This window comes from Shewanella sp. TC10 (assembly GCF_009663145.1).
Lineage (GTDB): Bacteria > Pseudomonadota > Gammaproteobacteria > Enterobacterales > Shewanellaceae > Shewanella.
Genome location: NZ_VKHR01000046.1, coordinates 1 through 17,524, shown reverse-complemented (window position 1 = coordinate 17,524; position 17,524 = coordinate 1). Strand labels below are relative to the sequence as shown.

Below are 17,524 nucleotides of genomic sequence, written 5' to 3'. Positions count from 1 at the left end.
CTCGAAAGCTAGCCAGACATCCATGTCTGGACTTACGTCATTTTCTTCAACGACCACAACAACTTCGAATGGAGATTGTTGAGCCTGCTGGTTTGTTGTTTATAGACAATAATTATCTTAATTCAAAATTCAAATAAATTACTTAGGGTTATTTTTCATAACCCATTGATTTGTGATTTCGCAAAATTAGGAGTATTTTCGACATCCAAGTCATATGATATACCATTGAAACAATTAGACTTTATAGACATTGCAATTCCATCAAGACCAGGATATATAGCTGACTCATTAACACCTAGTACATTTAATTTGTCTTTAATAAGATGCTTGAGTTGCCCTGGTATAATGAACTTATGTAGTTTTTCATTATCAAAATCTGCCCTTATATTATGGTGTACTGTAAATATACCTGATTGATTAACTACACGTTCAGAGATATTTGGTGCTCGGAACTCTAAAGTTTCTGATATTGAAAAAGGGCTTTGAGGATAAAAAGAATCTATGTTGATGTGGCTTATCAAAAGATAAACAGCACAGTCACTAAGTTCTGTATTATTGTACAATTCTTCAGGTTTATGATTAGTTGCAAAATATAACGCGACTAACGGGTTTATAGTCCAATCCAATAAGCGAGTAGGTAATCCATAGTGTTGCGCAAGACTAAGCCACTCCCAATCATTTTGAGGCAAGCAAGGTAGCTTCAGAGCTGTTTGCATTTTAAATTGCTTTAATAACTCTTTTTCTCTACTTAATTCTTCAAATACATTTTTTAATATAGGTAATCTACCTACAGATGGAATAAGAGTATATTTTTCATCAATTACACCACGAAATATACAATGATTGCTGGGAACAAAACGCGTAGCGAATTGGAAAACCATCTCAATTGTATCTAGAACTTGAACTCGCATAAAATCCTGCTAATACAAAAATATAATAGTTTATTATCTACCTAAATTTATTGAATATAAATACTTTTTATTATTAAGTAGGATCAGAGTAAACTTTATTTATCCAACCAATAGTTGAACCTGCTGATTCAATGTTCTCCGTTGGAAGTGTCTGAATGCGTTAAGCTAATTTACGTGATGGAGGCAGGACGCCGACATAGCCTTAGATTGAGCCACGGATGGCGAATCTAAGGCGGTAGTAAATTCGCTTAATTAAGCATGAGGATCAACACTTCGTCGGAGCGGCAAGGGATATCGAAAAGGGAAATGCTGTTGTTTCCCTTTCGTCGGGTGTGGGCGAAGCACCACGATTTTAAATCTTAGTGACCGAAGGTCATAACCAACCATCCGTCAGAGTATACTTATTCGAAAGACTCCAATTTAACTTGCTGATTCAATGATCTCCGTTGGAAGTGTCCGAATGCGTTAAAGCTAAGGTACGAATCTGAGGCGGTAGTTAATTCGCTAATAAGTACGGGCCTATTTTTTTACAAGAACCACTTTGTCGGAGCGGCAAGAGTCTTTATATATGAATCAGCGAAAAGGGAAATGCTGTTGTTTCCCTTTCGTCTGGTGTGGGCGAAGCACCACGACTTTCATCCCAGTGACCGAAGGTCATAAACAACCAATAAATGGGGTCAGCTCAAACTTTCTCTAACTAGATCATGTAAATCAGTAAGCCCTATGTTGATGAATCAACAAGCGTCAGTTAACACTCGAACAGAAGGACCTTCACCCTGAGGGTTTTGGTAACGCACCTGACATCCGTATTCAGTGCGATCGCCAGTAGTTGGCGCACCGCTAAAGAAAATATAAATTTGGTTGCGATTAGACGCCTTATCGATAAAGAAGGGAGCTGCACTAGGGTTGTTCACAATGATGTTTTTTCCAACTGAGTCGATATTGAACCAAACTTGCACTTGAGCGTTTATTTGTTCGAAAGAATCACCGCCATTCACAGATGGATAACCAGCTAGAAGTGGTACTTGCACTCCATTTATGGTGATCTCGTCTTCGCCGCTATCTTTCCCTTCAATTAACGCTTTACTATGCAAAATTGATAACGCTGACTTCATTCCTGCGCCTACACTGAGCATAGTTTTGGCTTTGGCATCCTGACTAAGATTGATAAATCGAGGTGCAGCAATCACAGCTATCACACCAAGCAGGATGATCACAGCTACAAGCTCTATCAGTGAAAACCCTTGATTTTGTTGCATGCTTTGTCTAACCCCAGTAAATCACTACTTAGTATCTTATAGCACATTGTGATTAAGGGGGTAGTCTGAATAAGTCAGGTAATAGGATTATATCGTGGTTGAATTAATATTAAGTAGGGGCTGAGTAAACAGTCTTCATCCCCCACTTAATATAGCTAATGATGAATCTTCTCAATCAAACGCCTGTCAAAACTAAGCTTCTATCACAAAGCTGCCTTGCATAATCGCCCAATGGCCTGGAAAAGAGCAAAAGAACCGGTAAGCAGCAGTGCTGTCCAAACCTTCAATACTAAAGGTGATTGATGTAGCCCCACCGCCACCAATCACATCGGTATAAGCCAGTACTCTTTCATCCCCAGCTTTAATATAACTTTTGTCAGCTCCTGCACTCATGCCATCTGTTGCAATCGCTTGTACGTTTTCTGCAGTGCTTAATACCCAGTTATGACCCATGGCAGTTTTAGGTAAGTTACCTGAGTGCTTTAGATTCAATGTAACTTCTTTGCATGTAGCAGGAACTGATAACGTTTTCTTATCAAACTGCATTGCATCATTTGCAGTTATGGTCAGTTCACATTCGTTTGCTTGAGCGTGCAAGCTCGTTAAAGTTAAAGCCATTATCGCGATCATTTTGGTAAAATTAGTCATGTTATTCCCTTTCAAAATAGTTAGAACTTGCAGTCTCTGTGCAAAGTTAGGGAATACTAAAACAATAATCGCTAATTGAGAATGATAATCAGTTGTAAATAAGTTAAAGATTTCCACCTTTAGCAAAAAAGATAGCTAGCCCATAATAATTAAACTCACTAGCCACTTGAAACTGACTGCTAACTGCTGATTAGCAAGAGTTCAACATTGAAAGTATTATAATAAGTATCTCTGTGGGAATGATGGACACTTCACGGTACTAAACGCTAAAATAACGACTCGCGGCTGCACATCAATTTCAGTCAACTCTAGAGAAAATACAATGATTGTAGAAAATGTGCTTCCTGAAAATTATGCTGAAATGCTTAATGTTTGGGAGAACTCAGTCCGAGCAACTCATGACTTCATTACAGAAGAAGATATTGAGTTTTTTAAACCAATCATCATTGAGCAAGCTTTTCCAGCAGTGATCTTGAGATGCGTTAAAAGCGAAAGTGGTTCAATTATTGGCTTTGTGGGAATCCACGATTCAAAGATTGAAATGCTATTCATTTTAAATGAAGCAAGAGGAAAAGGTGTTGGTAAAGTGCTACTGCAATATGCCATTAAGCAATTAGGCGCAACCAAAGTTGACGTGAATGAGCAAAACCCATTAGCTGTCGATTTTTATAAACATATGGGGTTCAAGGTTGTTTCACGCTCGCCACTTGATGATATGGGAAAACCATTTCCAATTCTGCACATGACTTTATAACGTTCGGTTTGTCGTAACCAAATTTGTTAGAAGAAACGCCCAAAGCTAATAACTTTGGGCGTTTCCGTTTTTGTTTTTGTTTTATTTTTGTCTCGGCCATTTAAGTCACAGCTTTCTTATACCCAATTCAACCGCTGAGTTAGTAACCCTATTCGTGGTGATTGAAAGTTTTAAACAGTTTCTAAGACTCGCTCGGTATCTGGTTTCACTCTTAACCATAAAACACCAAAGATTGATAACTTTTGTGTATCGTATCCTATAGGTCATCAGTTTGTTACCAAGATACCAAATGTTGGTTTGCTCAGCGTAAAACTCTCACTCAATGTTCAGTCAAAAGTGCCATACCTTCATTGTATTAACTAAACTATGCTTTAATAACCGCTTCAAATAGAACAAGTTAAATGAAAACCCAGACAGAAATAGTCAACGGCATTTATGAAACAGAAAAAATGCACCTCACCATTGGCGCCAACTCAGTAGAAAAACACTTTAAACCGTATCGTAAATATATCAGCCGCTATAACATCGAAAAAGAGTCATTAATTCTCCTTAAAGGAATTAAAGGTGTACCGAATTTAATTAGTAATGATGACCGACAAAAAGTATTGATAATGTCTAAACTGCCTGGGCAAACCCCTACCCGTTTAAATAAGCAAAATTTACTCGATTTAACCGTCATCGTGAATAAAATGCTTGATGCTGGTGTCGCTCGTCATGCTTTGCCCATAAGAGATCTTATAGTTGATAGCAGTAATAAACTGGGTGTAGTTGATTTTGAACGTTCCACTTTACGTCGTTCAATCTTCCGCTTCGATTGGTATGTAGCTAAAAAAGTCACTCACTACCATTTATACCGTTTAATTGCTCAATTTCAGCCCGATTTGCTCACCAGTAAACAGGCCATGAAACTGAATATCGTCACTAAATTAAGACGTGCCTTTAATCGATAAGTCTATTTAAATAGCAAAAATTTCATTTATCAACCAAATCGGATCGCACCTGTTGCTCGCTTAAGCACAACACGTTAGGCTCAAGCCCTATTTTATCTTTTGGCTTATTAAATGACACTTGAAGTGATACTGCTGTTACTAGCAGGATTTTTTGGCGGAGTACTAAATTCACTCGCTGGAGGCGGCAGCTTTATTACCTTTCCAGCACTGATTTTTGTCGGCGTACCACCTGTCATGGCCAATGCCACCAATACCTTTGCTTCATTTGCGGGTTACCTTAGTGGTGCATTTGCCTTTAGGCATGAACTCAAGGCGCATAAAAAAGAGTTGGTTGTTATCCTGCTAACCAGTTTTTTAGGTGGTGGATTAGGCGCATGGCTATTACTGTTAGCCCCAGAAGCCGTATTTCAACAAGCCATTCCTTGGCTGCTACTTTTTGCTACTGTGCTGTTCATTTGGGGCGCAAAGATTAATCAGCTCGTCAGTCAGCTATCTGGTAAACATAAATACGCATCCCAACTTGGCGCTGTACTTTTATTCTTAGTTCTTTTATCAATTTGTATCTATGGCGGCTTTTTTAATGCAGGGCTTGGGATTATTGCATTGAGTTACTTAGCCTTGGCAGGTCATTCAAATATTAATGCGATGAACGGAATTAAATTGGTGATTTCATCTTCAGTCTCATTAATCGCAATTGTGCTGTTCATCTACCATGATGCTATTGCTTGGTTTGAAGGCAGTGCTGTGCTGATAGGTACGTTATTTGGCGGCTATATGTCAGCTCATATATCAAAACGTATTTCTCAGCAGCATATGAGAACGTTTGTCATTCTAATGAGTTGCGCTATAACGCTATATTTTTTTGTGACGGCATAAATACATCTAACTGAGGGAAGACTCCTCCCCTCAGGTTCAAGTTCAGTTTGTCGAATTCTTATCTTTATTGTTGATTAGTGACATAAAACTTCAGATAACAATGACTAGAAATGATATCTAACGCCGCCTATTGCTTCTAGCTCGACTTTAACGTCATCCAATAAATACAAGGTTGGCTGTGCTTCGATAAAAAAGGTAAATCGCTCTACCATAGTGTGGGCAACCAAAATCAGTAAGCAAAAAATAGCGATCCTTAAATTACCATTTAAGTTATCAGTCTTATGATTTAACTATGCAGCTAAAATCTCATTAGAATTGATGGGAAATTGCTGTTCGATTCGAAATAAGAAACCAATCTAAAAGCACTACAACCCAGTTAAAATCACTGCTTAGTAAACTATAAGTAAGAATAAACACCACACAAAAAACTTCCTAAGACTTTAATACTCTTGTGTTCAAAAAACATGCAGGTTGGTTATTTTGTATTAGGCTTAATGGCAGGTCTTAAATGACTTATATCTAGTAATTCGACAATTTTTTAAGGAGAGAAAAATGTCAAAGAAACTAATAGCACTGCTCATATCAGCTTTATTACTGGGTTGTGGAAGTAGTGATGATGATCCTGAAACTCCCACTCCAGAACCCGTCGTCCCTCAGCCAGAAGTTGAAGACCCAGCCCCTACAGCTCTTCAAGGTATCTTCATTGATAGTGCTGTCATCGGTATCGGCTATCGCACAGAAACACAAACAGGCGTTACAGATGAACAAGGTAACTATGACTACCTTGAAGGTGAAACAGTAACCTTCTTTATCGGTGATTTAGAGTTCCCTGCTACACCAGCATCTGGCGTGGTGACCCCTTTCAACATTGCGGCATCTGAAAATGTCGATGATGACCAAGTGGTCAATATCGCAAGGCTTCTGCAAACACTCGATCAAGATGGCGATGCCGAAAATGGTATTACTATTACCGAAACCGCTATAGCCAGTGCTGAACCAGTAGATTTTACGTTAAGTAAAAGTGACTTCGCTGAAAGCGCAGCCGTAACAGCCACTATTGAAAATGGCGGCCAAGATACTGCAGTAACTGAATTAGTTGATGAAAGCGATGCAGTTGATCACTTAACAGAACAGGTTGCCGCCAATGGTGTTCAGGTCGGTATTGTGGGTACGTGGGATCTTACAGGTGAAGAAAATGAGTTACTTACTCTAGTGTTTTTCAATGACGGTACATACACACACTTTGAAGTCGATACTGATGACGAAGACGAAGATTCCGGTATGGAATGGGGTACCTATACTCGTGATGTAGATACTAACCAAGTCATTGCTACGCAAACATTTGATGAGAATGGTGATACAGGCCTAACTGACTTTACAGATGAAACCGGTGCGCCTCAATTATTCGCTGCCGTGGTAGAGGATATGCTCGAATTATCAATAGATGAAGATGCTGACGAGACAGTCGATGAAACTCTTAACTTTGATGGTCAAGTTGATGATGGTGTTGTTGGCACATGGCTTGTGAAAGCGGTTGATGATCAACTTACAGATGAAAATGATTTACTGATGTTCATATTTAACGCTGATGGCACTTATATTCATGCTGAGGTCGATCAAGATGATCAAACTGAAGATTCAGGCATGGAATGGGGAACCTACAGTATCGATAGTGAATCAAACCTTGTCACGGTTACACAGACCTTTGATAGTAATGGTGATACTGGCCTAACCGATTTTGTCGGTGAAAATGGTCCAACTTTTACCATGACAGCACAAGGAAATACCTTACTTTTACAAATTGATGAGGATGGTGATGGTGATATTGATACCCAAATATCTTTTCAACGAATTTAAACAGAGCAAATTAACAATATTGATAATGGCATAGGTATAAATCTGATTCAGCTCGCTATTAACTTGTTAATAACGAGCTGAATTTATTTTCAAGGGCGCTAACTTATACTTCATTAACTGAAGCTACATTATCAGCCAATGACATTAAATATCCTTTAAAAATGATATCTAACGCCGCCTATTGCTTCTAGCTCGACTTTAACGTCATCCAATAAATACAAGGTTGGCTGTGCTTCGATAAAAAAGGTAAATCGCTCTACCATAGTGTGAGCACCAAAAATCGCTCTAGCGCCTAATTGAATGTCATTATTTTTAGAGTCAGCAACTTTACCACCTACGCCCCAGTAAAAATGTTGCTGACCTTGGAAGTTAAAAGTTTTATCTAAGGTAAATGATAAATCATCAAAGCCAACACCAAATTTATAATTATCCATTTTGATATTAATACCTGAGTCACTCCCCACCATTAGTCCCACTTCTGGAGCCGCTTTGGCTTGAGCTGAAACCATTATGGTGATTAAAATGATGATTGAGGTAAACAGTGTCGCAGACTTCATGAATATCCTTGCTAGATGCTGAAAAGGCGTCATCCTAGCGAGATTGCATATCAGTGTAAATTAGAAAGCCCTGTTCTTCGTTTTATGAACATATTTCTATAATAAAGCTCCAAACCTGATAACCATTTGATAGCGCAATAGCATCAAGCTAAGTAAAGTCCGTCTGAAATGAGCCTATTAATGCCAAGATAGCTTGTGACAAGATGGGTTGTGAAAAAATAATAGCGCTAAAATAAGCTGTTGGGAGATTGAATGAAATAGCTAGAGTTAATTTTAAGAGAGTGTAACTAACGAGACTGTAACTAACTTTGTGTAACTGCTTATCAAACAGTACTCAATATAATATCGAGTACGGAACCGATTCAAATACATCTCAATCTATGAACTAGTTCCGATTATCTTACTTTAAGATAATTTCTCGCATTCTATATTCACCGGTTAAGGTTCTAACTTCTGGGTATTTGGCTGAAATTTCGTTAGACATTTTCTCGTCTGACTCACTCCATTTCTTCATAAACTCTTGATACCTAGTTTTATTCGGCTCGATATCAGCAGCATTAGCAAAACTGACCACCAGCAGCATATTAAAATCACCGCTCGTCGGTAAATCACTGCCGTATATCTTCCAATCTTTAATATAACCAAGCTCCTTTTGCAGCTTTACAGCTTTAACCCAACTATTGCGCAAACCCGCTAGGTAAATATCACCCATGTTCGGATCAACACGTACAGTCGTCATCATCATTATTTCGGTGCCAAGATCATAATCTTCAAATACCTCTAGTCTATCCTTTGAAAATGCAGAACCACTTACTAAAACGCATAACAATAATATTAAGCTCTTGTTCATGTCATTTACTCCTTTTGCAATCATTTAGGTCACGACATAGCGGCCAAATGTGCATAGAAAGTATAGCCAAATGGGCTATAAACGCATGATTAAATGTAAACGTGAGTCTTTTCAGTTTATTAGATTGAAATCTCAAATAGCTCTGATAAAAAATGTCAACCTAAAGTGATACAAGCTTTTGATGAGTATAGATAAAAAATGAATACTTAAGGTTGACATAAAATATTCTGCAAGAAAAACTGACGTAGATATTACAAGTTTGACCCATTGTTATGGATCAAAAAAGGCCTGTTAAACGTTAGATTAACAGGCCTAATTGCAGTACTTTAGTTGTACGCTACTTATCGACAATAATTAGCTTACTGATAAAGCGTTATCATCACGATAGTCGCAACTTTCAGCCTCAATATTGAATAACAATGTTAAAGCTCTTTGGCAGTATTACCTGCAAATAGACTTTGTATTTTTGGCGTAATACTAATCAACTGAGCTGTCAGTAAGCTCATGCTGTAACCTAGCATGGCACCTATCAGTAATGGCGGTATTATTGCGACTAAGTCAGCGCCTAATGCAAAAGTAATACAGCAACCAATAAAGGCACCAGGAATAAAAGCGAGCTTTTGATAACTGGCTTGTAAGCACATAGCAGCAGTAGCAATACCAGTAAACGCATAGCCAACCATAGGCGATATAAAGAAGCCACTGCCTGAAATAATCAACCATCCCCAAAACACACCCGATAAGTTAGTACTCATGGCCATAAACATGCCTTTGATACCGGTTTCAGATTGTGCAAAAAAGGTACTGCAACTTAAAAAACCTACCCAAGTGACTAATTGAAAGACATCTGCAACCCCTGCCCATAATGCGGCGAGTAATCCAGCTGAAATAGCTATTTGCCAACGATGTTCCATAGTTAACCTCTTGATTATAGTTTTCATTAAAAAACTTAGCGTTCTTTAAATTGCACAATATCAAGTAATTTACGCTATTTTGCCGATAAACAAAAGCGATCTAGTCCCAGTTTTGATGAATAAAGCAGCGTATAAATATTCAAATATGTCACTATATTCAATATTACTAATTCAAAATGCACATTAAATTGGTCATCACTATTGGCTTTTCTATTAATTGAAAAGCATAAAATAAAATAATTATTTAGATAAAGGATTGAATTTGCCAACAAACAAGTGATAGGCATCAAAGTTTAGCCATTCAATTGTTCATTATTTGTAGATATTTGTATTTTCATGCTTTAAGCAACAGTTTGGGAAAAAAAGCTCAATTAGTCTGATACTCAACAACAAATTGACAAACTAAACTCGCAGGCTCTTTTAATGAGCTGCTTAGTTTGGTGACAGAAATGACTAAGGGCAACTCATGAAAAAATATCTATCTACCTCAAGGTTGAACCTAGCCACTAACAGCCTTGACTGGGTAATGGGCATGACAATTAAGCAGTCTTTAAGCTTAAAGGATGCAGTGGCATTAAATGATGTAACCAAATTGGCGATCCCAGATAAACCTATTGAGACGCTGTATATCCATATTCCTTTCTGTCACACCCTTTGCCGCTTTTGCTCGTTTCATAAGATTAAATTCAATGAAGGTGTTGCTAAGGCTTACTTCAAAGCCTTGAGACAAGAGATCCGTACCGTCATCGCCCAAGGATATCGCTTTAATAGAGTTTATATTGGCGGCGGCACCACGACGATTTTAGAAGACGAACTGATTAAAACCATCGAGATGATTAAGTCTATTACCACAGTACGTGAAGTGTCCTGTGAAAGTGACCCAATCTACTTTAAAGAAGGTAATCCACATTTACTTAAAGGTTTAGTCGATCGCATGTCGATTGGCGTGCAGAGCTTTGACGATAAAATCTTAAAAGCCAGTGGCCGATTTGAAAAGTTTGGTAGCGGACTGCAACAAGCTGAATACGTTAGCCGTGCTATTGAAGTTATCCCAACCGTCAATCTAGATATGATGTACGGTTTTAAAATGCAAACGCCAGAAACCGTTGCCAGTGATTTAGCGCAAACGATACGACTGAGCCCAGATCAAATTACCACTTACCCGCTCACAGTAGGCATAGGCCAGAACCGCAAAAAAGCCGGTTGTTTAGCTGGTAGTCCTGAAGAATTATGGCCACAATTCTTAGCGGTAAAAGAAGCAATGGGTGAACGTTACATCATGGAGTTCCCTTGGACATTCAGCCGCAACTTTGGTCAGCCGGTAGAAAATAAATATGTGTTAGATGGCGAAGATTGCTTTGGCGTTGGCTCAGGTGCTTTTGGTCGTTTTGGTGAACAGTTTAGAATTTCAAGCTTTGATATTCCTGACTATATTAGTCGAATCGAATCAGGGCAAACTGGTACCTGTTATACCAAACCATTAGAAACCAAAGCCTTACTGCAACATCACTTAATGATGATGATGGGTCATGGCTTACTAGATAATCAGCAGTTCAAAGCTCATACAGGGAAATCACTTTGGCAAGCCTTCCCGCTAGAGATGAGTTATTTGGTTTCAGCTGGTGCACTGACTAAACAAGGCAGTAATTACCAAACAACTACCGAAGGTCAATTTATTGCACTTAAGATGTTTTCTGGATTCTTAGCTGGCATGGATTACTTGCGTGAACAAGCTAGAGAGCTGCCACTGAGCATGTCAGTTAATGAGGCTGAAACCGATACCCCAGCTTCTACTATTATCACTTCATAACTGGCATTTGCTAGCTCAGCGCTGGACTAGTAGCCGATTACCCCGCAATACTTTTGTTTGCGGGGTGATACGCTATAACCTTAATACTTCAAGATACAAAGTCCCTAATTACTCAGATAACAAAAATTCAATCGCTTGGTCTAGCTTTGGTGAATCAGGATCAGAAATCCGTGTTAGCCATACTAATTGCCCTGCACGGTTAATGAATACTGTTGTTGGTGTACCTGTGACTCCGTAGAGGTCAGCAACACTGTCACCCTCTATTAGTGTATTCATACCCATGCCACGTGACTTCAATACTTCAGCAGGCTCAGCACCTTTATCCTCATTAAAGCTTATTGCAATCATTTCAAGGTCACTATCAAGGTTGGCTAACCTTAAACGCTCAAGTCCCGGTTGCAGCTTTTTGCAATAAGGACACCAGGTAGCCCAAAAGTGAATCACAACCGGTTTACCAGCATGTTCAGCCAATGACCATTCATTACCTTGTGCATCATTAAGAGTAAAAGGTTTCGCCTGTGGGAATTGATATTCAGGAGTGAATTGAGAATCATCAGCGTGCACGCCAGCAGAGAAAAATACCAATAACAAAACCAACGTTGAAAAGGTCATGACTACCCCTAGTAACTCTCGGTGCAGCAAGTTTACACTTGATAATCCAATGTCCGCCGAGGAATTTACAGAGCATTTTAAAACGCTCGCTGATGTTTGACTGACTGCACTGTCCTTACTGTATGTCATAAATATTCAATCCTAATAAAGTTGCAAATGGGGAGCGTTATTGCACTGCAAATATTAAGACCGCCTAAAGCTTGTTTTCTATTCAACTCCTGCTTATTTAAACATTCATATTGCGGTGTATTTTTGCAGGACTCTTTACCTAACAATGGTTAACAAGTCATTGATACATGGTTTTACAAACTGGTCTAATCAGGTTAAGTTTAAATAAAAAAATAATGGATTATATATGCAGACGTTAACTAAGTGGTTGAATGAAGGATATTTTCATAAACACTCATTTGCTAAAAACTTTGAGAATAATGTCTTTGTAAAACAAGCTGGAGATAAGACTAAACCCACTTTACTGCTAATCCATGGTTTTCCCACCAGCAGTTATGACTGGCAACCAATTTGGCATGAGTTAACTCAACATTTTCATTTAGTGACCTTAGATATGATGGGCTTTGGTTACTCAGATAAACCCAAAGACTTTCCCTACTCTTTTGCTGCTCAAGCCAACCTTATTGAAGATGTCCTCACATCAATCGAGATTAAACAAGTCCATATTTTGTCCCATGACTACGGCAATACCGTTACTCAAGAATTATTGGCAAGACAAGCTGATGCAAAGCAAAACAACGACTCACGTCCGTTTGACGTATTGAGCAGTTTATTACTTAACGGCGGTATTTTCCCAGAAGTTATCCATCCCATCCTGATCCAAAAGTTATTACTCAGCCCAATAGGTTTTATCGTTGCGAAAGGGATGAGTTATCGAGCCTTCAAACGTAACTTCGATGATATCTGTCATATTCCTATTGATGAAGTAGAGTTGCGTAAATATTGGCAATTGATCCAACACAATCAAGGTGACCGTATCTTTCATAAATTGATTCAATACATGAAAGAAAGAGTAAAGCACCGTGATCGCTGGGTGGGAGCTTTAATCAATAACCAACAACCAATGCGATTTATTAATGGCTTAGAAGACCCTATTTCGGGTAGAGACATGTTAAAACGCTACCAAGAACTGATTTACCAAGCTGATGCCGTTAGCCTTGAAGAAGTGGGACATTATCCTCAAGTTGAAACACCAGAACTTGTGCTCGAGCACGCTTTCGCTTTTTGGAGATCTCACCAAATCATCAGCGATGAAATTTCAGAATAAATAATGCTGAGTTTTTACTCGAAATTGGTTAAGGTAGTTTTATTGCTTAATGATTAAGCTAAATAACACTCTAAAAAATCTAATGTAATCAAGGCTAAATTCTCAATCACTAGTAGCCCATTACTAGAACTAGAACTAGAACGAGAACTACAAAATAGAACAGAAATGGATTCTGTTAATCCTGCTTCGGTGGTATCGGCAGTTTGACAGAGTGTAAACAACAAAGGACCGTATTATGCCAATTTATCATGCTCCCCTTCGTGACTATCAGTTCATCTTATCTGAGTTACTCAATATTTATCAGCAACCTGACCTCAAAGGTTTTGATGAAATAGACCCCGAGCTGACCGATGCGATTTTACAAGGCGTGGCAGACTTCACCACTGATATCATGTTGCCATTAAATGCCTCTGGCGATCTTGAAGGCTGTCAGCTAGAAAACGGAAAAGTGATAACACCAAAGGGGTTTAAAGCAGCTTACCAGCAATACATTGATGATGGTTGGGCCACCCTAACCTGCGATCCTGAATACGGCGGCCAAGGTTTACCTGAAGTCATTGGCACCTTTGCCACCGAAATGAAAACAGCCACTAACATGGCCTTTGCCATGTACCCAGGACTAACCCATGGTGCTTATTCGGCAATTCATGTTCATGGCAGCGATCAACTTAAGCAAAAATACTTAGAAAAATTAGTCAGTGGCGAGTGGACAGGTACCATGAACCTCACAGAGTCTCATGCTGGAACCGATTTAGCCCTACTGCGCACTAAAGCAAAACCATTGGGTGATGATAAATTTGCCATTAGCGGCGAAAAGATATTTATCTCATCTGGCGATCACGACTTAGCTGAAAACATCATTCACTTAGTGTTAGCAAAGTTGCCTGACGCACCTGATGGCGTTAAAGGTATTTCGCTATTTGCCGTGCCTAAATTCATGGTCAATGATGATGGCTCCCTTGGTGAAGCAAACACCTTAAGTGCCACCGCCCTTGAACACAAAATGGGTATTCACGGTAACTCAACCTGTGTGATGCTATTTGATGGCGCCGTAGGCGAATTAGTCGGCGCGCCGCATCAAGGCTTAAAAGCCATGTTCACTATGATGAACCAAGCTAGACTCGGTGTGGGAATTCAGGGATTGGGTGTATCAGATATTGCCTACCAAAATGCACTGGTTTACGCCAAAGAGCGTATTCAAGGTCGAGCACTATCTGGCGTTAAGCAAGCTGACCAAGCCGCAGATCCAATTTTAGTTCATGGCGACGTGCGCCGTATGCTGCTGTCGCAAAAATCATTCAATGAAGGCACCCGTGCATTAATGGGCCAACAGGCATTATGGCTTGATCAAGCAGAACGTCATACCGATACAGTTAAAGCAAAACAGGCCTCTGCTCTCGCGGCACTATTTACCCCAATTGTTAAAGGATTTGTCACCGACCAAGGCTTTAAAGCCTGTGTTGATGCGCAGCAAATTTATGGCGGTCATGGCTACATCAACGAATGGGGCATGGAGCAATTTGTCCGTGATATTCGTATTGCCATGCTTTATGAAGGCACTAACGGTGTTCAAGCGTTAGATTTAGTGGGTCGTAAATTGTTATCTGATAAAGGAGCGACATTAAGCCTTTGGTCAGACATGGTGAAACAGTTTATTGGTGAGCACAGCACTAATGACGCAATGAAGCCGTATATTGCAGGGCTAATGGATGCTGCTGGTGATTTAGAAAAAGCCACTGGCTTTATTGCTAAATCTGCCGCCACTAACCCAGATATGATTGGTGCAGCCTCAATGCCTTATATGCAGTTATTTGGTATCTCTGCTCTCGCTTGGATGTGGGCACGCATTGCTGCTACTTCTCTTGAAGCCATTGAAGCTGGAACTGATGAACAAGCTTTTTATCAAGCTAAGTTAAACACAGCCAGCTTTTACATGAACTATTGGGGTTGTCAGACACGAAGCTTACGCAAACAAGTAGAAATGAGTAGCGCAAACATTGCTGCATTTGACGACAATGACTTTTAAGCGATGCTATTAAACCGCATTAACTCTGCAACTAAAAAACAAAAACAGCGCCAATAGGCGCTGTTTTAATTCCATAACGATGTTTGATAACTTATCTAAGAATGAAAGCCACTTGCTTATAATAAAATTTAATCATTTTTAAACTCACTTTTGGACAGTAAGTGAGTTGGCTAACGCCGCTATTTACGGCAAATTTGGAGTGGAGCGGTTTGTGCTAGCGTAGCGTATAAGCACAAAACGAACCAAGGAAAATTTGTCCAGCCAGCTTGCTGGCGGTGCAACATAGCTTTGTTATGAGTTTGATTTACTACCGAAAAAGACCGGGGCAACAATAAACGCCACATATAATTGACCTAACGAAAATATACCAAATAGCAATATAGCCACAGCAGGAGCTACTGAGATAGAAAAGTTGAATACCGACAGTTGAGCGGTTCCACTTTCTGAAAAAGAACCCACAACCAAACTGAGCACCCATATTCCTGTGTACAGCACACCAAGAGCTTTAGCCCCCAATACTCCTTCTGACTTCCTCAAAAACAATAGTACGCCGACGGGCAGCATTGCAATACCAACAATATCAACCCCGTTTCCTGACAAAGATGCTAAGAGAGAGGAAAAACCTGAGATTACATATAATAAAATGACAAACATTAAGCTCAGAGGCATTTCCTTTTTAGATGAACTCAACTCCCCCTCCTATTGACTCATAACGCCCTGCTAATAAGTGAACCATGTGCTGGCGGGCGATTTGCTCAGCAAATGGCGTGACAGCCTTGGTGAATCTGAATTCAGCAGCTTGTTATAAGCCAATTATGGAACCGTTCTTTGAGGGCCGTTCATTTGGAGTTTGATCTCATCAATATATTGTTGAATAACAACCTTTTCCCAAGCCGGATCAATAGACTGTAAATCAGTAAATGCTTTAAGAGCCTTACTGTATTGCTTTTGTTTAAAGTGAGAGATCCCTAAATAGTAATATGCAAATGAATCTGACTTGTTCTCACTTAAACGAGCTTCAGATAACACCTGAAGCTCCCTTAGCTGACCCATGTCATCCAATTTTTGAGCTTCATTGAAAAAATCTTCACGAAACGACGAATTTATTCGATTGCTATTTAAACGATAATTGAAAAAAATAACTCCACCTAACACGAAGAGAATTAGGTAAATCCCATATAGCATCCATTTTATTTGTTCGATATCTTCAGCCATAGACTAACTCCATGTTCTAAGAGCTTATAACAGCTTATTAGCGAGAATTCCGATAAACACCCCAAGGCGACTTACCAAAACCCAATCACTTTTTAGCATAATTTATTAATAATTTTAATAACTTAACAGCCATCAAAATTTAAATCAATCGACTAAATAGTGGATAAAACCGAGAATTGAGATAACCGAGAATTATCTTGGGTCGTTATGTAAACTTCTTTTAAGCCAAAACGCTAACTTTTCAATGATATAGGATTGTTTGATTGGTAAACCCGAGAATTTTTTATTAGTTTTTATTGGCAAGGTTGCTTTATATCACTACTTCAATCTAATCCATTGCCTGCCGCAGGCTTTTGTGCAGATACAACTGCGAGACGCTGCGAGTACGTCCATGTAAGCTCTGCCAAAACATCCATGTTTTGGAAGCTCGCTGCTGCATCTACACTGGGATTATTGTCTCTTCGATTTGACGGTATTTGTGGCAATGATAAGCATAAAAAAATCTAAATATAAAAATCTAAAAGGCACCATTTGAATTGAGGACGTTGAAGAAAATAGCGTGAGCCTGACAGGACGTCAGGCTAGCTTTCGTCGGGCCATGGTCACTCCTTGGCATATATGGACCCATCCGGTTTGCAAGATATTTAATATCGACTTTGAGAATAGTTCATTGCACCCATATATTCGGCCTGTTATTGAGGTACTCCTCTGGCCCTGATGGATATTTGCTTCTACTTTCCTTATCATCCTTACGGCTTCTTTAGAGCCAATGCCAGGCGAAGGTTTTAAGTAGAACAGTCTGACTGTCTCATCATCAATTYAATTATCTTGGCAACTTGGTGGTTGGTAAAACTAATTGTTAGCGCGTTAATGATTACTTTTATGCAGCAGCGATACGATATTCATCTTCTCTTGCTGCTATAACCCACGCTATCCGTGCAAGCTTGTTCGCGACGGCAACACAAGCTCTGTTAAAGCCACGTCTTTCTGCAAGTGCGGTTGCCCAGCG

General features: G+C 39.4%; 16 protein-coding genes and 1 pseudogene. 7 read left to right on the top strand and 10 right to left on the bottom strand.

The features are described 5' to 3' along the window. Positions 1 to 155: 155 nt before the first annotated feature. The 3 genes from FNZ24_RS15280 to azu form a co-directional block, all read right to left on the bottom strand. Positions 156 to 911: an FRG domain-containing protein gene (locus tag FNZ24_RS15280; protein WP_153915598.1), complete on the bottom strand. Its 756-nt coding sequence runs from the start codon at positions 909 to 911 to the stop codon at positions 156 to 158. Positions 912 to 1,645: 734 nt separating this feature from the next. Beyond that, positions 1,646 to 2,170, bottom strand: coding sequence for a type II secretion system protein (locus FNZ24_RS21890; RefSeq protein WP_153915597.1), 525 nt, complete (start codon positions 2,168 to 2,170; stop codon positions 1,646 to 1,648). A gap of 192 nt (positions 2,171 to 2,362) precedes the next feature. Beyond that, on the bottom strand, positions 2,363 to 2,818 hold the full coding sequence (azu, locus tag FNZ24_RS15270; protein WP_153915596.1) for an azurin: 456 nt from the start codon (positions 2,816 to 2,818) through the stop codon (positions 2,363 to 2,365). Positions 2,819 to 3,140: 322 nt separating this feature from the next. On the opposite strand from azu, the gene FNZ24_RS15265 reads away from it, so the two are divergent. From FNZ24_RS15265 to FNZ24_RS15250, 4 genes are all read left to right on the top strand, one after another. Next, complete coding sequence (locus FNZ24_RS15265) at positions 3,141 to 3,572, top strand: GNAT family N-acetyltransferase (RefSeq protein ID WP_153915595.1); 432 nt, start codon at positions 3,141 to 3,143, stop codon at positions 3,570 to 3,572. A gap of 401 nt (positions 3,573 to 3,973) precedes the next feature. Continuing rightward, positions 3,974 to 4,522 (top strand): hypothetical protein, encoded by a 549-nt coding sequence (locus FNZ24_RS15260; RefSeq protein ID WP_153915594.1) that lies wholly within the window; start codon positions 3,974 to 3,976, stop codon positions 4,520 to 4,522. 111 nt (positions 4,523 to 4,633) lie between these two features. Next, positions 4,634 to 5,398 carry a sulfite exporter TauE/SafE family protein gene (locus tag FNZ24_RS15255; RefSeq protein WP_153915593.1) on the top strand — a complete coding sequence of 255 codons (765 nt, stop codon included), beginning with the start codon at positions 4,634 to 4,636 and terminating at the stop codon, positions 5,396 to 5,398. 552 nt (positions 5,399 to 5,950) lie between these two features. After that, positions 5,951 to 7,255: a hypothetical protein gene (locus tag FNZ24_RS15250; RefSeq protein WP_153915592.1), complete on the top strand. Its 1,305-nt coding sequence runs from the start codon at positions 5,951 to 5,953 to the stop codon at positions 7,253 to 7,255. A gap of 155 nt (positions 7,256 to 7,410) precedes the next feature. Here the strand turns inward: FNZ24_RS15250 and FNZ24_RS15245 are convergent, their stop codons facing one another. From FNZ24_RS15245 to FNZ24_RS15235, 3 genes are all read right to left on the bottom strand, one after another. Then, positions 7,411 to 7,812 carry a hypothetical protein gene (locus tag FNZ24_RS15245; RefSeq protein WP_153915591.1) on the bottom strand — a complete coding sequence of 134 codons (402 nt, stop codon included), beginning with the start codon at positions 7,810 to 7,812 and terminating at the stop codon, positions 7,411 to 7,413. Positions 7,813 to 8,212: 400 nt separating this feature from the next. Further along, entirely contained in the window at positions 8,213 to 8,662 is a 450-nt protein-coding gene (locus FNZ24_RS15240; protein WP_153915590.1) for a hypothetical protein, read from the bottom strand. A 422-nt stretch (positions 8,663 to 9,084) separates the two neighbouring features. Further along, the gene (locus tag FNZ24_RS15235) at positions 9,085 to 9,576 is read right to left on the bottom strand and encodes a DUF1097 domain-containing protein (RefSeq protein ID WP_153915618.1); all 492 of its coding nucleotides are present in this window, start codon (positions 9,574 to 9,576) and stop codon (positions 9,085 to 9,087) included. 466 nt (positions 9,577 to 10,042) lie between these two features. Between FNZ24_RS15235 and FNZ24_RS15230 the strand changes: the two genes are divergently transcribed. Continuing rightward, positions 10,043 to 11,386 carry a coproporphyrinogen III oxidase family protein gene (locus FNZ24_RS15230; RefSeq protein WP_153915589.1) on the top strand — a complete coding sequence of 448 codons (1,344 nt, stop codon included), beginning with the start codon at positions 10,043 to 10,045 and terminating at the stop codon, positions 11,384 to 11,386. Between the two features lie 108 nt (positions 11,387 to 11,494). On the opposite strand, the gene FNZ24_RS15225 is transcribed toward FNZ24_RS15230, so the two are convergent. Continuing rightward, a complete protein-coding gene (locus tag FNZ24_RS15225) occupies positions 11,495 to 11,998 on the bottom strand; it encodes a TlpA family protein disulfide reductase (RefSeq protein ID WP_153915588.1) in 504 nt (167 codons plus the stop codon). A 355-nt stretch (positions 11,999 to 12,353) separates the two neighbouring features. Here FNZ24_RS15225 and FNZ24_RS15220 point away from each other — a divergent pair, with 355 nt between their 5' ends. Further along, positions 12,354 to 13,274 carry an alpha/beta fold hydrolase gene (locus tag FNZ24_RS15220; RefSeq protein WP_153915587.1) on the top strand — a complete coding sequence of 307 codons (921 nt, stop codon included), beginning with the start codon at positions 12,354 to 12,356 and terminating at the stop codon, positions 13,272 to 13,274. 235 nt (positions 13,275 to 13,509) lie between these two features. After that, positions 13,510 to 15,300: an acyl-CoA dehydrogenase C-terminal domain-containing protein gene (locus tag FNZ24_RS15215; protein ID WP_153915586.1), complete on the top strand. Its 1,791-nt coding sequence runs from the start codon at positions 13,510 to 13,512 to the stop codon at positions 15,298 to 15,300. Between the two features lie 291 nt (positions 15,301 to 15,591). Here the strand turns inward: FNZ24_RS15215 and FNZ24_RS15210 are convergent, their stop codons facing one another. The 3 genes and pseudogenes from FNZ24_RS15210 to FNZ24_RS15200 form a co-directional block, all read right to left on the bottom strand. Beyond that, positions 15,592 to 15,990: a hypothetical protein gene (locus FNZ24_RS15210; RefSeq protein WP_153915585.1), complete on the bottom strand. Its 399-nt coding sequence runs from the start codon at positions 15,988 to 15,990 to the stop codon at positions 15,592 to 15,594. Between the two features lie 123 nt (positions 15,991 to 16,113). Further along, complete coding sequence (locus FNZ24_RS15205; RefSeq protein WP_153915584.1) at positions 16,114 to 16,515, bottom strand: tetratricopeptide repeat protein; 402 nt, start codon at positions 16,513 to 16,515, stop codon at positions 16,114 to 16,116. Positions 16,516 to 17,395: 880 nt separating this feature from the next. Continuing rightward, positions 17,396 to 17,524: pseudogene (locus FNZ24_RS15200) on the bottom strand (IS110 family transposase); the annotation flags it as partial.

Bases quoted from the DNA above. Each gene is read 5' to 3' on its own strand.
- FNZ24_RS15240 (WP_153915590.1), bottom strand. From the start codon at position 8,662: ATGAACAAGAGCTTAATATTATTGTTATGCGTTTTAGTAAGTGGTTCT.
- FNZ24_RS15230 (WP_153915589.1), top strand. From the start codon at position 10,043: ATGAAAAAATATCTATCTACCTCAAGGTTGAACCTAGCCACTAACAGC.
- FNZ24_RS15260 (WP_153915594.1), top strand. From the start codon at position 3,974: ATGAAAACCCAGACAGAAATAGTCAACGGCATTTATGAAACAGAAAAA.
- FNZ24_RS15255 (WP_153915593.1), top strand. From the start codon at position 4,634: ATGACACTTGAAGTGATACTGCTGTTACTAGCAGGATTTTTTGGCGGA.
- FNZ24_RS15215 (WP_153915586.1), top strand. From the start codon at position 13,510: ATGCCAATTTATCATGCTCCCCTTCGTGACTATCAGTTCATCTTATCT.
- FNZ24_RS15205 (WP_153915584.1), bottom strand. From the start codon at position 16,515: ATGGCTGAAGATATCGAACAAATAAAATGGATGCTATATGGGATTTAC.
- FNZ24_RS15250 (WP_153915592.1), top strand. From the start codon at position 5,951: ATGTCAAAGAAACTAATAGCACTGCTCATATCAGCTTTATTACTGGGT.
- FNZ24_RS15280 (WP_153915598.1), bottom strand. From the start codon at position 911: ATGCGAGTTCAAGTTCTAGATACAATTGAGATGGTTTTCCAATTCGCT.
- FNZ24_RS21890 (WP_153915597.1), bottom strand. From the start codon at position 2,170: ATGCAACAAAATCAAGGGTTTTCACTGATAGAGCTTGTAGCTGTGATC.
- FNZ24_RS15225 (WP_153915588.1), bottom strand. From the start codon at position 11,998: ATGACCTTTTCAACGTTGGTTTTGTTATTGGTATTTTTCTCTGCTGGC.
- azu (WP_153915596.1), bottom strand. From the start codon at position 2,818: ATGACTAATTTTACCAAAATGATCGCGATAATGGCTTTAACTTTAACG.
- FNZ24_RS15265 (WP_153915595.1), top strand. From the start codon at position 3,141: ATGATTGTAGAAAATGTGCTTCCTGAAAATTATGCTGAAATGCTTAAT.
- FNZ24_RS15220 (WP_153915587.1), top strand. From the start codon at position 12,354: ATGCAGACGTTAACTAAGTGGTTGAATGAAGGATATTTTCATAAACAC.
- FNZ24_RS15235 (WP_153915618.1), bottom strand. From the start codon at position 9,576: ATGGAACATCGTTGGCAAATAGCTATTTCAGCTGGATTACTCGCCGCA.
- FNZ24_RS15245 (WP_153915591.1), bottom strand. From the start codon at position 7,812: ATGAAGTCTGCGACACTGTTTACCTCAATCATCATTTTAATCACCATA.